Raw genomic sequence first — 22,219 nt, 5'->3', positions numbered from 1 at the left:
TGGCTCGGTCGAGGTCGGCGCACTCGAAGGTCTGCGGGTGCTCGACCTGGCCGGGCAGATGGGCAACTACTGCGGCAAGCTCTTCGCCGAACTGGGCGCAGACGTCGTACTCGTGGAGCCGCTCGACGGCTCGCCTTCACGTCGGCTGCCGCCGTTCGCCGGCGACGAGCCCGGCGTCGAGAACAGCCTGACGTTCTTCGCCCACAACACGAGCAAGCGCGGCGTCCAGCTGAACCTGGACACCGCGCGCGGGCAGGAGATCCTGCGCGAGCTGGCAGCCGACGCCGACCTGGTGATCGAGACCGAGTCGCCTGGGACGATGCGCGAGCGCGGCCTCGACCACGCCTCGCTCGGCGCGAAGAACCCCGCCCTGGTGACGACGAGCATCACCGCTTTCGGGCAGACCGGTCCGTACGCCGACTATCCCGCCGACGACCTGACCTGTCTGGCCATGGGCGGGCTGCTGCAGCTGGCCGGGTATGCCGACGGCCCGCCGGTACGTCCGGCGGACGACCAGGCGTACGCGGTCGCGAACCTGTTCGCCGCCGTCTCTTCGATGCTCGCGGTGACGGGTGCGGAGCTGACCGGCAGGGGCCAGCACGTCGATGTCTCCGTGCAGGAGTGCGTGACGATGGCGCTGGAGAACGCCGTGCAGTTCTACGACCTCGAAGGTGTGGTCCGCCGGCGGCATGCGGGGCAGCAGCGCAGCGCCGGCTACGGCGTCTTCCCTTGCGCCGACGGCTACATCTACCTGATCGGCGCCGGTATCGGCGGCAACAGGTTCTGGCGCAACCTGGTGGCGTGGTTGACCGCCGAGCAGGTCGACGGCGTCGAGCAGCTCGGTGGCGACGAGTGGGACGCCAGGGAGTTCGTCGAGTCCGAGGCGGCGAAGTCGACGTTCGCCGCGGTGTTCGAGCCGTACGCTCGTGCGCGCACGAAGGCGCACCTGTACGAGGAAGCGCAGCGGTGGCGGGTTCCGCTGTGCCCGGTGAGCAGCCCGGCCGAGGTGGTGCGGAACCGGCAGCTCGCGTACCGCGAGTTCTTCGTTTCCATCCCCGCGTTCGGCCGTTCGGGTGTGCAGGTGCCTGGCGCTCCGTACGTCCTGTCGGAGACGCCTTGGCGGCTGCGTGGTCTGGCGCCGTCGCTCGGGCAGCACACCGACGAGGTGTTGAGCGCGGCGGGTTACGCGGACGAGCTGTCGGCGCTGCGGGTCGAGGGAGTGATCGAATGACAGCGCTACCGCTGAGCGGCATCAGGGTGGTCGACTTCTGCTGGGTGGGTGCGGGCTCGTTCGCGACGAAGATCCTCGCCGACCACGGCGCCGACGTCATAAAGATCGAGAGCAACAGCAAGATCGACGGCATCCGGTTGAGCCCGCCGTTCAAGGACGGCAGGAAGGACGTCAACAGGAGCGGCTACTTCGCCGACCGCAACACGAACAAGCGCAGCCTGACGCTGAACATGAAGACCGACGAGGGGCAGCAGCTCGCCCGCCGGTTGGTCGCGAGTTGTGACGTCGTATCGAACAACTTCACGCCGGGCGTGATGGAGCGCTTCGGGCTCGGCTACGAGCAGGTGCGCGAGATCAACCCCGGCGTGGTCTACCTGGCCATGTCCATGCAGGGGGCGGCGGGACCGGAGCGTGACTACCTCGGCTACGGGCAGACGATCGGCGCGCTGGTTGGCCTGCATCACCTGACCGGGCTCCCCGGGCATCCGCCTGCGGGCACGGGAACCAACTACCCGGACCACGTACCGAACCCGTGCCATGCGGCGTTCGCCGTACTGGCGGCGTTGCGGCACAAGCGGCGTACGGGTCGCGGGCAGTTCGTCGACATCGCGCAGACCGAGCCCACGATCGCCATGCTGGCGCCTTCACTTCTCGAACACACCGTCAACGGCCACGATCCCGGTCCGCTCGGGAACCAGCACCGGTCTTATGCACCGCACGGCGTGTACCGGTGCAGCGGGGAGGACAGCTGGCTCGCCATCTCCGTGACGGACGACGATGCGTGGCAGAAGCTGCGTACGGTGCTCGGCATCGACGACGCGCAGTGCGTTTCCGACTGGGCGGACGCGGCAGCGCGATGGCGCGACAGGGACACTTTGGACGACCTGCTCGCGCGGCTGCTGGCCGACAGGGACGCGGCGGAGACCGCCGACCACCTGCTGCGAGCGGGGGTCGCCGCCGGCGTCGTGCAGTCCGTTGCCGACCTGGTTGACGACGACCCGCAGCTGCGCTGGCGTGAGCACTGGGTACGCCTGGACCATCCGGAAATGGGCGAGACGCTCTACAACGCGCCGCCTTTCCGGTTCTCCGGCACTCCGACCAGGTTCGAGCGGCCGGCGCCGTTGCTCGGTCAGCACACCAGGGAGATCTGCCGTGACGTGCTCGGGCTAGCCGATGCCGAGATCGACCGGCTGACCGAAGCGGGTGTACTCACATGACGGGGACCACGGCGAGCACCAGGATCGCGGCATGGGCCGCGTCCGTACCACAGCGTGCGTCGGACGACGCCTTGGTGCATCTGGTGGCGCGCGCTTTCCTCGACACGTACGCCGTGCGGCTCGCGGCGAACGGGCACCCGCTCCGCGACGTACTCGAACGGTACGCGCCAGGTGGCGAAGGGCCGGCGACGGACTGGTCGTCCGGCCGCAGGCACACCGCAGAGGCGGCCGCCATGGTCAACGCCTCGATGGCCCATGTACTCGACTACGACGACGTGACCAGCCCACTGCGTGGGCACCCGACGGTCGTGCTGCTGCCCGCGCTCGTCGCCGTCGCGGAGGAAGAGGGCGCCGACGGCCGGCAGCTCGCCGCGTCGTACGCGGTCGGCTTCGAGGTGATCTGCAAGCTCGCCAAGGCGTTCGCGGTCGAGCACTACGCGGCGGGCTGGCACTCCACGGCGACCATGGGCGCCATCGGCGCGGCCGCAGGTGCGAGCCACCTGGCCGCCCTGACGGCTGCGGAGACCACCCATGCGGTAGGCGTCGCGGCGGCGCGGGCTGCGGGGACGAAGGCGAGCTTCGGCACGATGACGAAGTCGTTCCAGGTCGGTGCCGCCGCGGCGGAGGCCGTGCGTTCGATGCGGTTGGCGCAGGCCGGTCTGACGGCCGCCGAGCAGGCACTCGAGGGGTCGGTCGGCGGCTTCGCCCCGCTCTACGGCGGCGCCGGCCACGTGGAAGCGCTGGCAACCGAGCTGGCCGGTCTCGGCGCCGGCTCGGGCGAGCTGGCGTCCAGCGGGCTCGACGTGAAGAAGTACCCCTGCTGCTACGCGACGCACCGTGCGCTCGACATCATCCTCGACCTCCGCAGTGAACACCGGCTGCCACCCGCCGACGTCGAACGCGTCGTAGTGCGTACGAACGAGGGCGGTATCGCGCCACTCGTGCACCATCGCCCGCAGACCGGGCTGGAGGCGAAGTTCAGCATGGAGTTCGCCGTCGCGACGGCGCTGCACGACGGGCTGCCCAGGCTCGCGACCTTCCGCGACGAGAACGTCCGCCGTACCGAGCTGCAGGAGTTCCTGCCGAAGGTGACCGCCACCGACGACGCCGGCCCGCAGTGGCCGCGGCTCACGGAGGTCTGCGTCGAGCTGGCCGGCGGCCACACCGTGCAACGCAGTGCGACGCAGCTGCGCGGGAGCGCGGAGAGTCCGCTGACCGACGGGGAGCTGCTGACGAAGGTCGACGACTGCCTGCGGTACGGCCGTTCTGCCACCGCCGCAGAACGGGTCGGCGAGCTCGTGTTCGGCTGGGGCGACCGCCGTGTCGGCGAGTTGCTCGGCGATCTTGTGGAGGCAACGCGATGAGGAGCGATCACATGTCCGGAGCCGGTGTCCCCGAGGAAACCACGCAGCTGCGTGCCCGGGTTCGCGACTTCGTCGACGACGAGCTGCTGCCGCTCGAGCCGGAGATCATAAGGAACGAGCTGCACGCGTCCGCGCGCGAGGAGCCGTTCCAGGCCGAGCCCGGCGTCTCGTACCTCTACGACCCGATCGGCGACATCCCGCCCGAGACCTGTGAGCGGCTGCTCGGCGCGGCCAGGGAACGGGACCTGTGGGGTCTCGACGTGCCGCCGGAGTTCGGCGGCAAGGGCCACGGTGTGCTGGCCAAGAACGTGGTCATCGAGGAGATGGCGAAGACCGTGGTCCCGTTCGTGCTGCCGCCGGACTCGCCGAACCTGCACTGGCTGCTCGCGGCCGCGTCGGACGAACAGCGCGTGCGGTACCTGGAGCCTTACGGCCGCGGCGAGATCACCTCCGGCGTGGCGATCACGGAACCGGGGGCCGGTTCGGACGTGTCCGGCATCTCCACCCGGGCACACCGCGACGGCGACCGATGGGTGCTGAACGGCAAGAAGAAGTGGATCGGGAAGGCGGACTGGGCAGACTTCCTCATCGTGGTCGCGGTCACCGACCCGGACAAGGGTTCGCGCGGCGGCATGACCGCGTTCCTCGTCGACCGTGGCACCCCGGGCGTGACCGTGGAACGGCGGTTGCCGACCATCTCGAACTACCGGCCCTGTGAGGTGCGCTTCGACGAAGTCACCCTGGACGGCGGCCAGGTGCTCGGTGAGGTCGGCAACGCGTTCATCCCCATGCAGAACAGGCTCTCCGTCCGTCGGCTGGAGATCGCCGCGCGCTGCGTCGGCGCCACCGAACGGTTGCTCGACCTGCTGCTCAAGCACGCCGAGCAGCGGGTGACGTTCGGTGAGCCGCTGGCCAAGCGGCAGACCGTCCAGAACTGGATCGCCGACGCCGCGATGCGGCTGCACGCCTGCCGCTTGGTGAACTACGACGCGGCGCGCAAGCTCGACGCGGGGGTCACGGACATCAGGTACGAGGCGTCGATCGCCAAGGTGATGGGCACCGAGCTGCTCGACGACGTCGCCGACTGGTGCCTGCAGGCGCACGGCGCGATGGGGCTGGGCAAGGACCTGCCGATCGAGTACTACTACCGGCTGGTGCGTATCTGGCGGATCGTCGAGGGTGCGTCGGAGATCCACCGCGTCACCATCGCCCGCCGCCTGCTGCGCGACGGGGTGCCGACCTAGCCCGGCGCGCAGGGGCTGGCTGGCGGCCGCCACCCGACCTAGACTCTGGGGGGCAACAGCAGCGTCGCTGGTTGGGGGTGACGGGTGGCTCGGGCATACGTCGTGGGCACCTTCGACACCAAGGGCACGGAGCTCGGCTACGTGGCCGACCTGATCCGCGCGGCGAGCGTGCCGGTGACCACCGTCGACGTCAGCACCACGACCGACACGGCGGGCGCCGTGGACGTTCCCGCGCGCGAGGTCGCCGAATGCCACCCGGGTGGCGCGGACGCGGTGTTCACCGGCGATCGCGGTGAGTCGGTCACCGCGATGACGGAGGCGTTCCGTCGGTTCCTCGCCGCGCGCAACGACGTCGGCGGTGTGCTCGGCATCGGCGGCTCGGGGAACACCGCGTTGGTGACGCCGGCGATGCGGGAGCTCCCCGTCGGCGTGCCGAAGGTGATGGTGAGCACGCTCGCCAGCGGCAACGTCGCGCCGTACGTCGGTGCGAGCGACATCGTCATGCTGCACTCGGTGACCGACGTCGCGGGCCTGAACCGGATCTCCCGAGTGGTGCTCGGCAACGCGGCGCACGCACTCGCCGGCATGCTGGCACACAGACCGCCGACCGGTACCGACAAACCGGCGATCGCGCTTTCCATGTTCGGCGTCACCACGCCGTGCGTGACGGCCACCGTGGACCGGCTGCAGGCCGACTACGACTGCCTGATCTTCCACGCCACAGGCACCGGCGGCAACGCGATGGAGAAGCTGGTCGACGACGGCTTGGTCTCGGCCGTGCTCGACGTGACGACCACCGAGGTGTGCGACCACATTGCCGGTGGTGTGTTGAGCGCAGGCGAGGACCGCATGGGCGCGATCACTCGTACGGAGGTGCCGTACGTCGGGTCGTGCGGTGCTCTCGACATGGTGAACTTCGGTGCGCGTGACACCGTCCCCGAGCGGTACAGGGATCGGAACCTGTACGTCCACAACCCACAGGTCACGTTGATGCGCACGACACCGAGGGAGTGCGAGCAGATCGCCGAGTTCATCGCGGCGAAGCTCAACGCCTGCCAGGGCCAGGTGCGGTTCCTGCTGCCAGAGGGCGGCGTCTCGATGCTGGACGCGCCGGGGCAACCCTTCCACGACCAAGAAGCCGACCAGGTGCTCTTCGACACGTTGGAACGGCTGGTCGAGCAGACCGAGCGGCGCCGGCTGGTGCGGGTTCCGCACAACGTCAACGACACGGAGTTCGTCGACGAGCTGGTGACGGCGTTCAGGGAAGTCGTCACGGTCTGACTGCGAGAGAGACGGTGGGGCATCGATGCCGAGGTTCGACAGGTCCGAGTTGGTGGCGCGCTACCAGGACATGGCCGCCCGCGGTGAACCGATCGTCGGCGGCGGTGCCGGCACGGGACTCTCCGCGAAGTGCGAGGAAGCCGGCGGCATCGACCTCATCGTGATCTACAACTCCGGCAGGTACCGGATGGCCGGCCGCGGCTCGCTCGCCGGCCTGCTCGCGTACGGCAACGCCAACGACATCGTGGTGGACATGGCGCGCGAGGTGCTCCCGGTCGTGGATCACACGCCCGTGCTTGCCGGGGTGAACGGCACCGACCCGTTCATGATCACCGACAGGTTCCTCGGCGAGCTGGCCGGTCTCGGCTTCGCCGGTGTGCAGAACTTCCCCACCGTGGGCCTGATCGACGGCGTGTTCCGTGCCAACCTGGAGGAGACCGGGATGGGCTACGTTCTCGAGGTCGAGATGGTCGCGGCGGCAGCCGCCGCCGACCTGCTCACCACCCCGTACGTCTTCTCGGCGGCCGACGCCGAGGCGATGACCGCTGCGGGCGCCGACATCATCGTCTGCCACATGGGGCTCACCACAGGCGGTGCCATCGGTGCGGAGACCGCGAAGAGCCTCGACGACTGCGTGCGGCTGGTGGACGAGTGGTCGTCGGCCGCGCGTGCCGTACGCGACGACGTGCTGGTGCTGGTGCACGGCGGCCCGGTGTCGTCGCCGGACGACGCGGCGTACGTGCTGTCGCGCACGTCGTACTGTCACGGCTTCTACGGCGCCAGCAGCATGGAGCGCCTGCCGACAGAACGAGCACTCACCGAGCAGACGCGTATGTTCAAGCAGATCGACGTCCGCACCGGGCAGTGACCGGGGCGGCCAAGGAGGGAGACGACCGTGGCAAGAGCATATGCGAGTGGCGTGGTGAACGCGTCCGCCGACGAGGTGTGGTCGGTGATCCGCGACTTCAACGGCCTGTCCGGCTGGCACCCGGCGATCGAAGGAAGCGAGATCACCGAGGGCACGAACGACATCGTCGGTGCCGTACGGACGCTGGCACTCGCCGGCGGTGGGTCGGTGAGTGAGCGGCTGCTCGCGGTCGACGACACCGACCGCACCTACACCTACGAGTTCACCGATCCAGGGCCGTTCCCCGTACGTACCTACCGGTCCACGATCCGGGTCGCGCCGGTGACCGACGCGGGGGCAGCCTTCGTGGAGTGGAGCTGCTGGTTCGACGCCGAGGCTGCGGACGAGCCCAGCCTGGCCAAGCAGTACGCGAACGGCGTCTACGCGACGGGAATCGGTGCGCTGCAGTCGCGTTTCGAGCGTTGACCTCGGGTGCTGGCCCTGTCGTGCCCGGCGTGGGACGATCGCCAGGTGGCCTGCGATGCCACGCTGTCGACGTCATGGAGGTACCCGCACGATGAGCAACCGGACCGTCCAGTTCACCGCGATGGCCGACGGAACCGCGGAGGACTACGCGTTTCTCGAGCAGTTCGAGTCCGCTGAGCTGGAACGGTTCCCCGATCGCGTGCTCGGCTGGTTGCGGGCGATGGACGAGCCGACCGGTTACCTGGTGACCCGGCTGGAGCACAGCCTGCAGTCGGCCACCAGGGCGCACCGGGCGGGTGCGGACGAGGAGTTCGTCGTCTGCGCGCTGCTGCACGACATCGGGGACGTCATCGCGCCGGCCAACCACTCCGAAGCGGCAGCGGCGGTGCTGCGGCCGTACATCAACGAGCGGAACTATTGGATCATCAAGCACCACGGCCTTTTCCAGGGGTTCTACTACTTCCATCACGTCGGGCTCGACCCGAACGCGAGGGACAAGCACCGCGACCACCCGCTGTACCAGGCGACCGTGGACTTCTGCGAGAACTACGACCAGAACTGCTTCGATCCGGCCTACCAGTCCGAGTCGCTCGGGTTCTTCGAGCCGATGGTCAGGAGAGTGCTTGCGCCGAGCCGGACCCGCTCGCCGCAGTAACCACCAGGGAGGGTGCCGCAGTGTCCGTTCCACAGGTGTCCGCAGCCCGGATGCAGGAGTTGGTGACCGATCTGGGGCGAGTGGGGGAGCAGCCCGAGGGTGGTCTCGTCAGGTTCATGTACGACGGCGCCTGGCAGCAGGCGGCCGAGCTGCTCGGCCGCCGGATGGCCGAGGCCGGCCTGCAGGTACGTACCGACGCCGTCGGCAACGTGTTCGGCCGGCTGGAGGGCACAGAGAGCGACGCCACGGTGCTGACCGGCTCGCACTTCGACACCGTGCGGCTGGGCGGTAAGTACGACGGAGCGCTGGGCGTGCTCACCGGGATCGCCGCGCTCGAAGCGCTCCGCAAGAGCCTCGGTCGGCCGCGGCGGTCGCTCGAGGTCGTCGGGCTGTGCGAGGAGGAGAGCAGCCGGTTCGCGGCCAACTTCTTCGGTTCCCGTGCGATGCTCGGCATGGTCGGCGACGACGAGCCAATCGGCACCGTGGACGCCGAAGGCACGACACTGGCCAGCGCGATGGTGGAGGTGGGTCTCGACCCGCAGGCGATCGGCGACGCGCAGCGCGACGACGTCGAGGCGTTCGTGGAGCTGCACATCGAACAGGGCCGGGTGCTCTACGACGAAGGGGTCCGTATCGGGGTGGTCACGGCGATCACCGGGCTGCGGTGGCTCGACATCACGGTCACCGGCCGGGCCGACCACGCCGGCACCACGCCGATGGCGTTGCGCTGCGACGCGATGCAGGGCGCCGCGGAGATGACCCAGGCGCTCACCGCGCACGTGGAGTCCGCGGGCGCGCCGGCCGTGGCCACCTGCGGCGCCTGGCAGGTGCTGCCGGGCGGCACGAACATCGTGCCCGAGCAGGTGAACTTCTCCGTCGACCTGCGGCACCCGGACGCGCGTACGCTGCAACGGCTGGCGGCGCAGATCGGCGAGCTGTGCGCGACCATCGCCGACCGTCGCGGTCTCGACCTGGTGGTCAAGGACGCGAAGAACGTCGCACCTGCCCCGCTGGACGAGCACATCCGCAACCGGATCGAGGCGGCGGCCGTGGAGCACGGCCTGCGGCACCGCGCGATCCCCAGCGGCGCCGGCCACGACAGCCAGCTGTGGGCCCGCCGGCTGCCGACGGCGATGATCTTCGTGCCAAGCGTGGACGGCCGTTCGCACTGTGCCGCCGAGTACACCTCGCCGGAGGACTGCGCGGTCGGTGCGTCGGTCCTCGCGAGCACCCTGCGCGACCTGGCGTACTGAGGGTTACGCGACGAGCTGGCCGCGGGCGACGGTGACGGCGTGGCCGCGTAGCTCGACCCGGTCGCCGTTGAGGCGTACGTGCACCCGGCCGCCGCGGGCGGAGAGCTGTTCCGCGGTGAGCTCGTCGCCGACGCGGGGTGCCCACCAGGTGACCAGGCAGCAGTGCGCCGACCCGGTGACCGGGTCCTCCGGGATCCCGGACTGCGGTGCGAACATCCGCGAGACCACGTCCGCCGTTCCGTCGCCGGCGGCCGTCACGATCAGCCCCGTCGAGCCGAGGGCCGAGACCGCGGCGAGGTCGGGCTCGACCTTCCGCACCGTGGCCGCGTCCGCGACCTCCGCGAGCAGGTAGTGGCGTCCCTCGCCCGCGGCCTGCACCGGCACGCCGATCGCCTGAGCGATGGCCGTCTCGTCGGCGGGCTGGTCACACGGGTCGGTCGGCCAGTCCATGACGACCTGTTCGCCGTCGCGCCGGCAGACCAGCCGGCCACTACGGGTGTCGAAGTTGACCGTCAGTTCCGCGAGACCGCGCTCGAACAGCGTGTGTGCCGCGGCGAGCGTTGCGTGGCCGCACGCGTCGACCTCCACGGTCGGCGTGAACCACCGCAACCGCCAGCCGTCGCCTTCGGGGAAAGTGAACGCCGTCTCCGACAGGTTGAACTCACGCGCCAACAGCTGCATCCATTCCTCGTCTCCTGGCGCGTCGAGAACGAGTACCGCAGCGGGATTCCCCGCAAACGGCCGCTCGGTGAACGCGTCGACGACTGTGTACGGCTGCTGTGTCATCCGCTGGCTCCCGAACCGGTTGGCTGCGCGTAGGACCGCAACCCAGCGTAACGCCGGGCCGGCACGGACGGCGATCCGTCAGGCCCGGTGCGCGACGCGGCCGCCCTTCATTACCAGCACCGGGTTGGCCAGGGCGGTGATGTCCGTGGTGGCGTTGCCTGCCACCACGAGCACGTCGGCGTCCTTGCCGGGTTCCAGGCTGCCCTTGCGGTCCGCGACGCCCAGTGCCTGCGCGCCGTGCAGCGTCGCGGCGCGCAGCGCCTCCACCGGCGAGTAGCCGCCCATCTCGACGAGGTACGCGGTCTCCTTCGCCGCGGGGTGTTCCGCCCACGCCAGGTGCATGGCGGTGCCGATGTCGGTGCCGATCGCCACCTTCACGTCGTACTCGCGGGCGTACCTGATCACGCGTTCGCTCGCCTGTACCAGTTCGCGGCCCTTCTTCAGGAACGGCGCCGGCAGGTCCTCGGCCGCGGCCACCGAGGTGAACGCGCCGATCGTGGGGACAAGGAAGGTGCCCTGCTCGCGCATCTGCTTGGCCAGCTCCGGGGTCAGCTGGTTGCCGTGCTCGACGGTGTCGATACCGGCGTCGAGCACGGCCCTGATGCCGTCCTCGCCCTCGGCGTGCGCTGCGACGGTGAGGCCGCGCTCGTGGGCGGTATCGATGGCAGCCCGCAGCTCAGGGACGCCTGAACTGGACGTCCTCAGGCGTCTGCCTGAGCGAGTAGACGCCGCCGGTGGCCATCACCTTGAGGTGGTCGGCGCCTGCCTTGATCTGCGACCGCACCGCCGTACGGATCTGGTCGATGCTGTCCACCTCGATGCCGAACGCGCAGCCGTGCCCGCCGGTGATCGTCAGGTGCGTGCCGCACGGCCGCACGTCCGGACCGTCGACCCACTCCTGCGCCACCGCATCGCGGATCGCCAGCGAGATGCCGTGCGGCGACGAGACGTCGCGCACGGTGGTGACGCCGTGCCGCAGGATCGTCTGCGCATTCCTGACGCCCTGCAACGTCGCCGCGGGCACGGGCATGGCGAGGATCGCCGCGACCGGATCGGCGGACGCGTCGAACGGTAGATGGACGTGGCAGTCGACCAGGCCGGGCAGCACGGTCGCGTCGTCCAGCCGGACCGCGTCGGCCGGCAGCTCACCGGCTCGGCTGGCCACCTCGGTGACCACGCCGTCTTCGACGATGAGTACGGCGTCCTGCACCGGGGAGGCACCTACCCCCGTCGTGCAGCCAGCGCGCGCTGATCACCAGTCGACTCATCGGGCATTCTCCTGACTGATCGGTACGTGGGGTGGTTCCTCGTCGCCGACCGCCGCGGTCGCGAGCGAGAAGCGTGAGGTCTCCGGCAGCTTCAGCACCGCCACCAGGCACACCAGGCCGAACACGACCAGGTAGAACGCGGGCGCGATGGGCGTCTCCGTACGGCTGATCAGCGACTGCGCCACGAACGGTGCGGTGCCGCCGAACAGCGCGTACGCGACGTTGTAGCCGAGCGCGGAGCCGGAGTAGCGCACGTGCGTGGGGAAAAGCTCGCACATGCTCGGGCCGAGCACGGCCGAGATCCCGGCGAGCGGCACGATCATCAGCAGCTGGCCGATCAACGCGCTGAGCATGCCGCCCTGGCCGGCGAGCAGGTAGCCGGGGACGGCGAGCAGCACGATGCCGATCGTGCCGACCACGATCACCGGTCGGCGTCCGACCCGGTCGCCGATGCTGCCGGCGATCGGGAGCAGGCAGGCGAGGATGGCGACGGCAGCGCTGCTCGCGATCAGCGCCGTGGCCTGCGAAAGATGGGCATGCGAGGTGAGGAAGGTGGGCATGTAGCTGGTGACGGTGTACGAGCCGACCGCGTTCAGCGACGCGATGGCCAACACCAGCAGCACCGCGCGCCTGTGGTGCGTCAGCAGTGTCCGCATGGGTGAGCGCTCCACCGTGCCCGCTTCCTTGACGGCGCGGAACTCCGGGGTCTCCTCGATCTTCATCCGCAGGTAGAGACCGACGAGGGCCAGCGGCAGCGCGAACAGGAACGGCAGCCGCCAGCCGTACGCGCCGTACGCCTGTTCCGACATGCTCGCCGACACCCCGAAGACGACGAGTCCGCAGATGGCGAACGGGAACACACCGGTCGCCATGGACAGCGTCGCCCACAGCCCGCGCCGGTGTGGTGGCGCGTACTCGACCAGGTACGTGGACGCTCCGCTGAACTCACCGCCACCGAAGAACCCTTGCGCCAGCCGTAGCACAAGGAGCAGCAGCGGTGCGGCGATGCCGATCGACGCGTACGTGGGCAGCAGCCCCATCAGCGCTGTGGCGATGCCCATCAGCAGCACGGTGAGCGATAGCACCGGCCGGCGGCCGACGCGGTCACCCAGCCGGCCGAGCAGGATGCCGCCGAGTGGGCGGAGGAAGAAGGTCACGCCGAAGATCGCCAACGTGCCGAGCAGGCCGACAGTTGCGTTGCCGGCAGGGAAGAACGTCGTCGCGATGACCGCGGCGCTGTACCCGTACACCGCGAAGTCGTACCACTCGACGAAGTTGCCGATGGACGCCGCGACGAGGGCTTTCCTCGCCATCCGGCGGTCCTGGGGTGGTGGCGTCGCCATGCTCATCCGCATAGCCTCCTGTCGGAACGCGTGGCCCAATAATTGACTGCACACTACTGTGAAGTCAATTGTTCGTTCCGAAATACTCGATACGTGGACGTAACGAGACTGGAGGAGACGTTGGCGCGTAGGTATTCGATGGCGAAGCGTGCCGAAGCGCGTGACTCCACGCGGCAGAGCCTGCTGGCCGCGGCCACTCAGCTCATGATGGACAAGGGCACTGCGAACATCACCATGCTCGCCGTCGCCGAGCTGGCGAACGTCGCACCGCGCACGGCGTACAACCACTTCGCTTCGGTCGACGCCCTGCTCGCCGCGGTGATGGCGACGATCAACGAGGAGTTCTCCGCACTCGCGCCGGCCCCGGTCGACACGGTGGAGGTCTCGCCGGAACGGGTGCTGCGCGAGCTGGTCGCACAGTGGTTCGACGAGCTCACCAAGCAGGACAGCAGGCTCAGCGCGTTGATCACCATCCGCGACTCGGCGGAGCTGGACGAGGCGCTCGCCACCGCCCGCGAGCTCAGGATCCAACGGGTACGCCCCGTGCTCGCCCTGGCCGAGGAACGCGGCCAGCTCCGAGTACCGCTGGACGACGCCGTCGCGATGGCGTACGTACAAACGAGCTACCAGTGCTGGGTCGCATTGGTGCGCCAGCTAGGCATGAGTTCACCAGACGCCGCCGAGCTGGTCACCTCGTCCATAGCCGCATTCGCCTTCAAGCGGCGGCCACGACGCGCGGGCGTCGGCGCGGGGTGAGAAGGTGACAGGCATGACGAACAGCGCTCGTGGGGTGGCTCTGGTCCGGCCGCCGGCCGGGTCTTTGGCCGACGGCATCGTGACGCACATCGAACGGCAGCCGGTGGATGTCGAGTTGGCCGGTCGGCAGCACAAGGAGTACGTCGCCGCGCTCGGCGGCGCTGGCTGGTCGGTGCGTGAGGTGGAGCAGGCGCCCGCGTGTCCCGACTCGGTCTTCGTCGAGGACGCCGTGGTCGTCGTCGGGGACGTTGCTGTGCTGACGCGGCCGGGGGCGGAGGAACGCCGCGGCGAGCTGGCCGCGGTGGCCGACGTGGTGGCTGGGTTGCCGCTCGAGGTGCATCGGATCGAGGCGCCTGGGACCCTCGACGGCGGTGACGTGTTGCAGATCGGCGACACCTGTTACGTCGGTCGCGGCGGTCGTACGAACGGTGCCGGGATCGCGCAGCTGCGTGCGATCGTCGCGCCACTCGGTCGGCGGGTGGTGCCGGTGCCGCTCGGCCAGGTGCTGCACCTGAAGTCCGCGGTCACCGCGCTACCCGACGACTCCGTCGTCGGGCTGGCGGACCTGGTCGACCAGCGGCTGTTCCCTTCCTGGCGCGACGTCGAGGAGCCGGCCGGCTGTCACGTGGTGCCGCTCGGCGACGGCGCCCTGCTGATGGCCGCGTCCGCGCCGCGCTCCGCCGCGTGGTTCAGCGACCTCGGGTTCGACGTGGTGGCTGTCGACATCAGCGAGTTCGAGAAGCTCGAAGGCTGCGTTACCTGCCTCTCGGTGCTGGTGCCGTCGGTCAGTCGCAGCTGAGGCCGCTCACCAGCAGGGTGAGTGCGGTGTCGAGCGGTTCCTCCAGCTTCGTGCCGTCGTCCTTGAGCCACTGCTCGTACGCGGCGATGCAGACACCGAGGAACGCGTAGGCGATGGCCTGCGGCTGCATGCTGTCCTTCGCGATGTCGAGACGCCGTGCGACGAACTCCGCGACCACCTCGCGCCAGGCGGCGTAGCGCAGCGTCGAGTGCGCCTGCAGTGTCGGTACTTCCAGGATCAGGCGCATCCGCCGCCGGTGCCAGGGTGCCTCGACGTCGGGGAACCGGTTGAAGTCGAGCACCGCGTCGTGCAGGGCGGTGAGCAGCGGCTGGTCGGCCGGGCGCTCGTTCAGGTAGCGGCGCATCCGGTCGAGCTCGGCGTCGAAGTCGCCCCACACCACGTCGTTCTTCGACGAGTAGTAGCGGAAGAACGTACGGCGGCCGATGCCTGCCGCCGCGGCGATGTCGTCGACCGTGGTCGCGTCGAAGCCGCGTGAGCTGAACAGCTCGAGCGCGACGTGTGCCAGCTCCGCGTGCGAGGTCACCGCGGGTCGGCCGCTGCGCACGCCGGCAGCACGTGGCTCACTGCGCTCGATCATGCGCTCCTCCTCGCCGGCGTTGCGGACCCCGTCCTACCCACATCGTTCCACCCTGATCTCTTCCCATTAGGCACTGAGTGCCATAACTTAGTCCCACGGGCCGGTGACGTCCCTGGGCCGGCTCGTGTGTCGCCGTCAGGAGGTGCGCCGTGACCGTGCAAGATACCCTCACTACGCCCAGCACGCCCGCCCTGGAAGTCGACGAGGACCTCGTCGCCGACGATCAGTTGGTCGAGGAGGTCTCGATCGACGGGATGTGCGGCGTCTACTGATGGCCGCCGTAACCGCCGACTTCGACCTCGACCAGCCGTACCAGCTGCACCCCAGCGTCTCGGTACGCCCGGAACGGTTCGGCGCGCTGCTCTACCACTTCGGCACCCGCCGGCTGTCGTTCCTGAAGAGCAGCACGCTGCTCGGAGTCGTGCGTGCGCTCGACGAGCACCCGTCCGGCCGCGCCGCGTGCACCGCGGCGGGGGTGCCGGCCGCGGAGCTGCCCGCGTACGAGCGGGCGCTGGCCAGTCTGGCGGCGTCGACGATGATCGAGCCGAGGAGCGAGTCGTGACCGGCCGGCTGGTGGACGAGTTCCAGTACGGGCTGGACGCGCCGATCTGCCTCACCTGGGAGCTGACGTACGCCTGCAACCTGGCGTGCGTGCACTGCCTGTCGAGCTCCGGCAGGCGCGACCCGCGCGAGCTGTCCACCGCGGAGTGCGAGCGGGTGATCGACGAGCTCGAACGCATGCAGGTGTTCTACGTGAACATCGGCGGCGGCGAGCCGACCGTGCGACCGGACTTCTGGCACCTGGTGGAGTACGCCACGACGCACCACGTCGGCGTGAAGTTCTCCACCAACGGCGTCAAGATCACCCCGGACGTCGCACGCTGGCTGGCCGGCAGCGACTACGTGGACGTGCAGCTCAGCCTGGACGGCGCGACCGCCGAGGTGAACGACGCCGTCCGCGGCGGCGGCTCGTACGAGACCGTGCTGCGTGCGATGGACAACCTTGCGACCGCCGGGTTCCGCGGGTTCAAGATCTCCGTGGTGGTGACCCGCCAGAACGCCGGCCAGCTGGACGAGTTCAAGGCCCTCGCCGACAGCTACGGCGCGCAGCTGCGGCTGACCAGGCTGCGCCCGTCCGGGCGCGGTGCCGACGTCTGGGACGACATGCACCCGACGGCGGAGCAGCAGCGCCAGCTCTACGACTGGCTGCTCGACCACGGCGAGCAGGTGCTCACCGGCGACTCGTTCTTCCACCTCGCCGGTTACGGCGACGCACTGCCCGGGCTCAACCTGTGCGGTGCGGGCCGGGTGGTGTGCCTGATCGACCCGGTCGGCGACGTGTACGCGTGCCCGTTCGCTATCCACGACGCGTTCCTCGCCGGCAACGTGCGCGACGAGGGCGGCTTCGCCACCGTGTGGCGTGAGTCCGAGCTCTTCACCGAGCTGCGCAGTCCGCAGACCGGTGGCGCGTGCACCAAGTGCTCGGCGTACGACGCCTGCCGCGGTGGCTGCATGGCGGCGAAGTTCTTCACCGGGCTGCCGCTCGACGGCCCGGACCCGGAGTGCGTCAAGGGTTTCGGCGAGTCCGCGCTGTCCGCACGCGACCCGGCCGGCGTGCCGCGGCCGTCCGGCGACCACTCGCACACCGGTCCGGTGCGCGGGCAACCGACCGGGCCGGTACCCGTGGTGATCGGCCGGCGGCCGGACCGGGCCTGTGACGAGAGCCCGCTGGCCGGCGTGCAGCGCTGAGGACCGATCATGCGGCTGACCGAGACGGTGGCGACAGGGGGTAGGCGAGCGCCGTCTCGGGTGGTCTTCGGTCCGCACGTGACCAACCTGGGCAGCGGGCGGGCGTTCTCGCGCCGGCACACGGCGTACTACGAGCGGCGGGCGGCCGGCGGCGCCGGCGTACTCGTCACGGAGACGGCGTCGGTGCACGCCGACGACTGGCCGTACGAACGGGCGCCACTTGCGGCCGAGTGCGAGCCCGGCTGGCGCGAGATCGCCGCGGCGTGTGAGCCGTACGGCACGGTGGTGCTCGCCGGCCTCGGGCACGCCGGTGGGCAGGGTTCGAGCGCGTACTCGCAGTCGGTGCTGTGGGCGCCGTCGCGGTTCCCCGACGCCAACACCCGTGAGCTGCCGGCGGAGATGGAGCAGCCGCAGATCGACGAGGTGGTGGCCGGGTTCGCCGACGCCGCGGCGGCCGCCGTGCGCGCGGGGCTCGCAGGCGTCGAGCTCGACGCCGGTGCGTTCTCGCTGCTGCGCCAGTTCCAGTCGGGGCTGAGCAACCTGCGCGGCGACGAGTACGGCACGGACAAGCTGCGCTTCACCCGGGAGGTGATCGCCGCGGTACGTGAACGGCTGGGCGCGGAGCACGTGCTCACGCTGCGGATGTGCTGCGACGAGCTCGCGCCGTGGGCGGGCATCACACCGGACCACGCGGCCGAGCACGTCGACGCGCTCGCCGACCTGGTCGACCTGCTCGTGGTCGTGCGTGGCGGGCCGTACTCGACCTCGGCGTACCGCCCGGACGCGCACACCCTGCCCGCGTTCAACCGTGAGCTGTGCCGGCAGCTGCGCGCGACAGCGGACGGGCGTACGCAGGTGGTGCTGCAGGGCAGCGTGGTCGACGCCGCGGACGCGGAGGCGGCGGTCGTCGACGGCGTCGCCGACCTGGTGGAGATGACCCGGGCACAGATCGCCGAACCGCGGCTGGTGGCGTTGCTGCGCGACGGACGCGGTGCACAGGCGCGGCCGTGCGTGCTGTGCAACCAGGCGTGCCAGGTGCGCGACGCGCGCAACCCGATCGTCAGCTGCATCGGGGAACCGGGCAGCGGACACGAGACAGAAGAGCGGGCCATCGACGCCGCTGCCCGGGACGTGCTGGTGGTCGGCGGCGGGCCCGCGGGCCTTGAATGTGCCCGCGTGGCGGCGTCCTCCGGGCACCGGGTGCGGCTGGTCGAACGCGCGCCGCGGCTGGGCGGCGCGTTGCGTGCGGCCGCGGTCGGTCCAGGGCGTACGAGGCTGGCGCTCCTGACCGACTGGCTGGCCGCGGAGTGCCGGCGGCTCGGCGTGGGCGTCCGGCTCGACACCGAGGCGACGGCCGAGACCCTCGACGAGGCAGCGGCGTCCGGCACTGCCGTGGTGCTCGCCACCGGGTCGCGGCCACGCGTGTCCGACGGCACCGACGCGCTCGGCGTGCTCGAACGGGGCGCGGAGACCCTGCCCGACGGGCCGGTCGTCGTGCACGACCCGGTCGGCGGACCTGTGGGTGTCGGTGTCGCCGAGTGGCTCGCAGAAGCGGGCAGGGAGGTCGCCATCGTCACCGGCGACCCGGTAGTCGGCACGCTGCTGTCGCTGACCGGCGACCTGCCCGACGCGAACACCCGGCTGCAGCGCGCGGGGGTGCGGCGCGAGCTGCGCGCGCGGGTGGTGGAGCGCGTCGTCGATGGTGTGGTCGTCGAGGACGTCTGGACCGGGGAACGGCGTACGGTGCCCGGCGCGGTGTTCGTCGACTGCGGGCCGCGGCTGCCCGAGGAGACGCTCTACCTCGCCCGTCCAGGCACGACGCGGGCCGGCGACTGTGTGGCGCCACGCACCGCGCTCGAGGCCGTACTCGAAGGCCGCAGGTGCGCAGCACGAATCAGCGACGAGCGCGAGCTCGTAGGGGGAATCCACTAGCACGCGATACGAGGAGGTACGCGATGGGCAGGTTGGACGGCAAGGTGGCACTGGTCACCGGGGCCGCACGGGGACAGGGACGAGCGCACGCGCTCACGCTCGCCCGCGAGGGCGCCGACATCGTGGCCACCGACATCGCGGACCAGATCGCGACGGTGGAGTACCCGATGTCCACCCCGGACGACCTCGCCGAGACGGTCGCCAAGGTCGAGGAGCTGGACCGGCGCGTGCTCGGCATCCAGGCCGACGTAAGGGAGCAGAAGCAGCTCGACGAGGCGGTGGCGCGAGGTATCGCCGAGCTCGGGCAGATCGACGTCCTCATCGCGAACGCCGGCATCCACAATCTCGCACCGTTCTGGGAGATGTCCGAGCAGATGTGGGACGACATGCTCGCCGTCAACCTCACCGGTGTGTGGAAGTCGGCGAAGGCCGTGGCACCGCACATGATCGAGCGCGGCAAGGGTGCGATCGTCATGACGTCGTCGGTCAACGGCCTCGAGCCTGGCGCGAACTACGCGCACTACGTCTCGGCGAAGCACGGCGTGATCGGCCTGATGGGCACGTGCGCACTCGAGCTCGCGCCGCACGGCGTACGGTGCAACGCCGTGTGCCCTGGCGCGATCGACACCGGCATGACCAACTGGCAGGGCGCGTACGACATGATGGCCGGCCATCCCGGCGGCACCCGTGCCGACCTGGAACGCGGCGGCCGGCACTTCCACGCCCTGAAGGGGCACGGCTTCATGCCGCCCGAGGTCATCGCCAACGCCGCGCTGTGGTTGGTCTCGGACGAGGCCTCCGCGGTGACCGGCATCGCCGTACCCGTCGACGCCGGACACACCGTCCTGCCCGGCTTCAACCACGCACCAGTCGAGTAACCACACCAGAGCCGGGGGACGGAAGGGAGCACGCAATGGGGCGTGTGGAAGGCAAGGTCGCATTCGTGACCGGCGCCGCCCGTGGCCAGGGTCGCAGTCATGCGGTGCGGTTGGCCGAGGAAGGCGCGGACATCATCGCAGTGGACATCTCGGAACCGGTGCCAGGACTGAAGTACGCGACCGCGACGGCCGAAGACCTGGCGGAGACCGTGAAGGATGTGGAGGCGCTCGACCGCAGGATCGTCGCCAGCGAGGCAGACGTACGGGACCTCGACGCGTTGCAGGCGGCGGTCGCCGACGGCGTCGCCCAGCTCGGCCGGCTCGACATCGTCGCGGCCAACGCCGGGATCTGCACCATCCAGACCTGGGACGCCGTGACACCGCAGGCGTGGCAGTCCACGCTGGACATCAACCTCACCGGGGTCTGGCACACCTGTGTCGCGGCGATCCCGCACCTGATCGACGCCGGCGGCGGCTCGATCGTGATCACCAGCTCGACAGCGGGCATCAAGGGACTGCCGTTCCTCGCACCGTACGTCGCGGCGAAGCACGGCGTGGTGGGCATCGCGCGGTCGTTGGCGAACGAGCTCGCGGAGCACCACATCAGGGTGAACACCGTGCACCCCACGGGTGTGGACACGCCGATGGCCGAGGGTCTCGGCGGCCTCAACCCGTTGATCGAGTCGAGCCCGACGCTCGGCCCGGTCTTCATGAACACCTACCCGGTGGAGATGGTCGACCCCAGGGACATCAGCAACGCCGTGCTGCACCTCGCCTCCGACGAGGCGCGCTACGTTACCGGCGTGATGCATCCCGTCGACGCCGGCAACACCATCCGCTGACCCGACTACATCGAGAGGAGCACGCAATGGGGCGTGTAGAAGGAAAGGTTGCGTTCATCACGGGGGCGGCGCGGGGGCAGGGCCGTAGTCATGCGGTGCGGCTGGCGGAAGAGGGCGCGGACATCATCGCGGTCGACATCTGTGCGCAGGTCGACTCGGTGCCGTACGCGATGTCCACGCCAGACGACCTGGCACAGACGGTGAAAGAGGTCGAGGCGCTCGACCGGCGCATCATCGCCACCCAGGCCGACGTACGCGACTTCGGGGCGCTGCAGGCCGCCGTCGACGACGGCGTAGCGCAGCTCGGCCGGTTGGACATCGTGTCCGCGAACGCCGGGATCAACTCGCTGGGGCCGGCCGACGAGCTCGCCGAGCAGACCTGGCAGGACATGATCGACATCAACCTGACCGGGGTGTGGCACGCCTGCAAGGCTGCGACGCCGCACCTGGTCGCAGGCGACAACGGCGGTTCGATCGTCATCACGAGTTCGGCGGCGGGCCTGATGGCGCACCCGAACGTCGCGCACTACACGTCCGCCAAGCATGGCCTGATCGGCCTGATGAAGACACTCGCGCTGGAACTCGCGCCCAAGTCGATCCGGGTGAACGCGATCTGCCCGACGACGGTGGGCACCGAGATGATCCTGAACGAGCCCACCTACCGGCTCTTCCGGCCCGACCTGGAGTCGCCGACGGTCGACGACGCCGTCGAGGCGTTCATGACGCTCAACGCGCTGCCGGTCAAGTGGGTCGAGGCCCGCGACATCAGCAACGCGTTGCTGTTCCTGGCATCCGACGAGGCGCGCTACATCACCGGAGTGGCGCTGCCCGTCGACGCCGGCTGCGTGATCAAGTGAGGAGGCACCACCATGGGCAAGCTTGACGGCAAGGTTGCTTTCATCACGGGGGCGGCGCGGGGGCAGGGCCGCAGTCATGCGGTGCGGCTGGCGGAAGAGGGCGCGGACATCATCGGTGTCGACATTTGCGGGCAGATCGACACCGTGCCGTATCCGATGTCCACGCCGGACGACCTGGCGGACACGGCGAAACAGGTCGAGGCACTGGACCGGCGGATCGTCGCCCGCGAAGCCGACGTACGCGACCGTGGCGCGTTGCAGGCCGTGTTCGACGCCGGTGTCGCGGAGCTCGGTCCGGTCGACATCGTGCTGGCCAACGCGGGCATCGCGCCGTTGTCGCTCGATCCGCAGGAAGCGGAGTGGCAGGACGTCGTGGACGTCAACCTCACCGGCGTGTACCAAACGGTGCAGGTGGCTGTCCCGTCGATGATCGAGCGCGGTGCCGGTGGTGCGATCGTGCTGACCAGCTCGACCGCGGGACTCAACGGCATCGGCGGGAACACACCCGGCGGCCTCGGCTACACGGCCGCGAAGCACGGCGTGGTGGGACTCATGCGGTCGTACGCGAACTACCTCGCGCAGTACAGCATAAGAGTGAACACCGTGCACCCGACCGGTGTGAGTACGCCGATGGTGCTCAACGACGCGATCGGTGCGTTCATCGAGTCCGACCCTGCGCTGTCGAAGGCGATGGCGAACGCGTTGCCGGTCGACATGGTGGAGCCGGTCGACATCTCCAACGCGATCGTCTGGCTGGTCTCCAACGACGCCAGGTACGTCACCGGCATCACGGTCCCGGTCGACGCCGGCTTCACGAACAAGAAGTGATCAAG

24 protein-coding genes are annotated in these 22,219 nt (G+C 69.9%); 19 read left to right on the top strand and 5 right to left on the bottom strand.

What is annotated here, in order from left to right:
* Window positions 1–58: 58 nt before the first annotated feature.
* From GEV07_14140 to GEV07_14100, 9 genes are all read left to right on the top strand, one after another.
* Window positions 59–1,231, top strand: coding sequence for a CoA transferase (locus tag GEV07_14140; protein MQA03805.1), 1,173 nt, complete (start codon window positions 59–61; stop codon window positions 1,229–1,231).
* The gene (locus GEV07_14135; GenBank protein ID MQA03804.1) at window positions 1,228–2,448 is read left to right on the top strand and encodes a CoA transferase; all 1,221 of its coding nucleotides are present in this window, start codon (window positions 1,228–1,230) and stop codon (window positions 2,446–2,448) included. The genes GEV07_14140 and GEV07_14135 overlap by 4 nt, the downstream gene beginning before the upstream one ends.
* On the top strand, window positions 2,445–3,812 hold the full coding sequence (locus GEV07_14130; GenBank protein MQA03803.1) for an MmgE/PrpD family protein: 1,368 nt from the start codon (window positions 2,445–2,447) through the stop codon (window positions 3,810–3,812). Before GEV07_14135 ends, GEV07_14130 begins: the two co-directional genes overlap by 4 nt.
* Window positions 3,813–3,823: 11 nt before the next feature.
* On the top strand, window positions 3,824–5,056 hold the full coding sequence (locus tag GEV07_14125; GenBank protein MQA03802.1) for an acyl-CoA dehydrogenase: 1,233 nt from the start codon (window positions 3,824–3,826) through the stop codon (window positions 5,054–5,056).
* A gap of 84 nt (window positions 5,057–5,140) precedes the next feature.
* The gene (locus GEV07_14120) at window positions 5,141–6,337 is read left to right on the top strand and encodes a UPF0261 family protein (GenBank protein ID MQA03801.1); all 1,197 of its coding nucleotides are present in this window, start codon (window positions 5,141–5,143) and stop codon (window positions 6,335–6,337) included.
* A 25-nt stretch (window positions 6,338–6,362) separates the two neighbouring features.
* Window positions 6,363–7,205 (top strand): phosphoenolpyruvate hydrolase family protein, encoded by an 843-nt coding sequence (locus GEV07_14115; protein ID MQA03800.1) that lies wholly within the window; start codon window positions 6,363–6,365, stop codon window positions 7,203–7,205.
* Window positions 7,206–7,232: 27 nt separating this feature from the next.
* On the top strand, window positions 7,233–7,670 hold the full coding sequence (locus tag GEV07_14110) for an SRPBCC family protein (protein MQA03799.1): 438 nt from the start codon (window positions 7,233–7,235) through the stop codon (window positions 7,668–7,670).
* A 91-nt stretch (window positions 7,671–7,761) separates the two neighbouring features.
* The gene (locus GEV07_14105) at window positions 7,762–8,325 is read left to right on the top strand and encodes an HD domain-containing protein (protein ID MQA03798.1); all 564 of its coding nucleotides are present in this window, start codon (window positions 7,762–7,764) and stop codon (window positions 8,323–8,325) included.
* 20 nt (window positions 8,326–8,345) lie between these two features.
* Entirely contained in the window at window positions 8,346–9,578 is a 1,233-nt protein-coding gene (locus GEV07_14100) for a hydantoinase/carbamoylase family amidase (GenBank protein ID MQA03797.1), read from the top strand.
* 3 nt (window positions 9,579–9,581) lie between these two features.
* Here GEV07_14100 and GEV07_14095 read toward each other — a convergent pair whose 3' ends face one another.
* From GEV07_14095 to GEV07_14080, 4 genes are all read right to left on the bottom strand, one after another.
* Window positions 9,582–10,364: a PhzF family phenazine biosynthesis isomerase gene (locus GEV07_14095; GenBank protein MQA03796.1), complete on the bottom strand. Its 783-nt coding sequence runs from the start codon at window positions 10,362–10,364 to the stop codon at window positions 9,582–9,584.
* A 78-nt stretch (window positions 10,365–10,442) separates the two neighbouring features.
* On the bottom strand, window positions 10,443–11,069 hold the full coding sequence (locus GEV07_14090; protein MQA03795.1) for an amidohydrolase family protein: 627 nt from the start codon (window positions 11,067–11,069) through the stop codon (window positions 10,443–10,445).
* Entirely contained in the window at window positions 11,041–11,574 is a 534-nt protein-coding gene (locus GEV07_14085) for an amidohydrolase family protein (protein ID MQA03794.1), read from the bottom strand. The genes GEV07_14090 and GEV07_14085 overlap by 29 nt, the downstream gene beginning before the upstream one ends.
* Before the next feature lie 54 nt (window positions 11,575–11,628).
* Window positions 11,629–12,987 carry an MFS transporter gene (locus tag GEV07_14080; protein ID MQA03793.1) on the bottom strand — a complete coding sequence of 453 codons (1,359 nt, stop codon included), beginning with the start codon at window positions 12,985–12,987 and terminating at the stop codon, window positions 11,629–11,631.
* Window positions 12,988–13,068: 81 nt separating this feature from the next.
* On the opposite strand from GEV07_14080, the gene GEV07_14075 reads away from it, so the two are divergent.
* The gene (locus tag GEV07_14075; protein ID MQA03792.1) at window positions 13,069–13,731 is read left to right on the top strand and encodes a TetR family transcriptional regulator; all 663 of its coding nucleotides are present in this window, start codon (window positions 13,069–13,071) and stop codon (window positions 13,729–13,731) included.
* 13 nt (window positions 13,732–13,744) lie between these two features.
* Entirely contained in the window at window positions 13,745–14,530 is a 786-nt protein-coding gene (locus GEV07_14070) for a N(G),N(G)-dimethylarginine dimethylaminohydrolase (protein ID MQA03791.1), read from the top strand.
* Here GEV07_14070 and mftR read toward each other — a convergent pair.
* The gene (gene mftR, locus GEV07_14065) at window positions 14,517–15,128 is read right to left on the bottom strand and encodes a mycofactocin system transcriptional regulator (protein MQA03790.1); all 612 of its coding nucleotides are present in this window, start codon (window positions 15,126–15,128) and stop codon (window positions 14,517–14,519) included. The genes GEV07_14070 and mftR overlap by 14 nt on opposite strands.
* Window positions 15,129–15,277: 149 nt before the next feature.
* Between mftR and mftA the strand changes: the two genes are divergently transcribed.
* Genes mftA through GEV07_14025 form a run of 8 tightly spaced genes read left to right on the top strand, consistent with a single transcriptional unit; the run spans window position 15,278 to window position 22,214 of the window.
* Window positions 15,278–15,400, top strand: a complete 123-nt coding sequence (gene mftA, locus GEV07_14060; protein ID MQA03789.1) for a mycofactocin precursor — start codon at window positions 15,278–15,280, stop codon at window positions 15,398–15,400.
* Entirely contained in the window at window positions 15,400–15,690 is a 291-nt protein-coding gene (gene mftB / locus GEV07_14055; protein MQA03788.1) for a mycofactocin biosynthesis chaperone MftB, read from the top strand. The genes mftA and mftB overlap by 1 nt, the downstream gene beginning before the upstream one ends.
* A complete protein-coding gene (gene mftC / locus GEV07_14050; GenBank protein ID MQA03787.1) occupies window positions 15,687–16,877 on the top strand; it encodes a mycofactocin radical SAM maturase in 1,191 nt (396 codons plus the stop codon). Before mftB ends, mftC begins: the two co-directional genes overlap by 4 nt.
* 9 nt (window positions 16,878–16,886) lie before the next feature.
* Complete coding sequence (locus GEV07_14045) at window positions 16,887–18,809, top strand: mycofactocin system FadH/OYE family oxidoreductase 1 (protein ID MQA03786.1); 1,923 nt, start codon at window positions 16,887–16,889, stop codon at window positions 18,807–18,809.
* Window positions 18,810–18,832: 23 nt separating this feature from the next.
* Entirely contained in the window at window positions 18,833–19,687 is an 855-nt protein-coding gene (locus GEV07_14040) for a mycofactocin-coupled SDR family oxidoreductase (protein ID MQA03785.1), read from the top strand.
* Between the two features lie 35 nt (window positions 19,688–19,722).
* Entirely contained in the window at window positions 19,723–20,529 is an 807-nt protein-coding gene (locus tag GEV07_14035; GenBank protein MQA03784.1) for a mycofactocin-coupled SDR family oxidoreductase, read from the top strand.
* A 26-nt stretch (window positions 20,530–20,555) separates the two neighbouring features.
* Entirely contained in the window at window positions 20,556–21,386 is an 831-nt protein-coding gene (locus GEV07_14030; GenBank protein ID MQA03783.1) for a mycofactocin-coupled SDR family oxidoreductase, read from the top strand.
* A 12-nt stretch (window positions 21,387–21,398) separates the two neighbouring features.
* Window positions 21,399–22,214: a mycofactocin-coupled SDR family oxidoreductase gene (locus tag GEV07_14025; GenBank protein ID MQA03782.1), complete on the top strand. Its 816-nt coding sequence runs from the start codon at window positions 21,399–21,401 to the stop codon at window positions 22,212–22,214.
* Window positions 22,215–22,219: the final 5 nt, after the last annotated feature.

It is taken from the genome of Streptosporangiales bacterium (assembly GCA_009379825.1).
Taxonomy (GTDB): Bacteria; Actinomycetota; Actinomycetes; order Streptosporangiales; family WHST01; genus WHST01.
The sequence above is the reverse complement of the archived record's forward strand: the minus strand, read 5'-3'. Positions and strand labels throughout refer to the sequence as shown.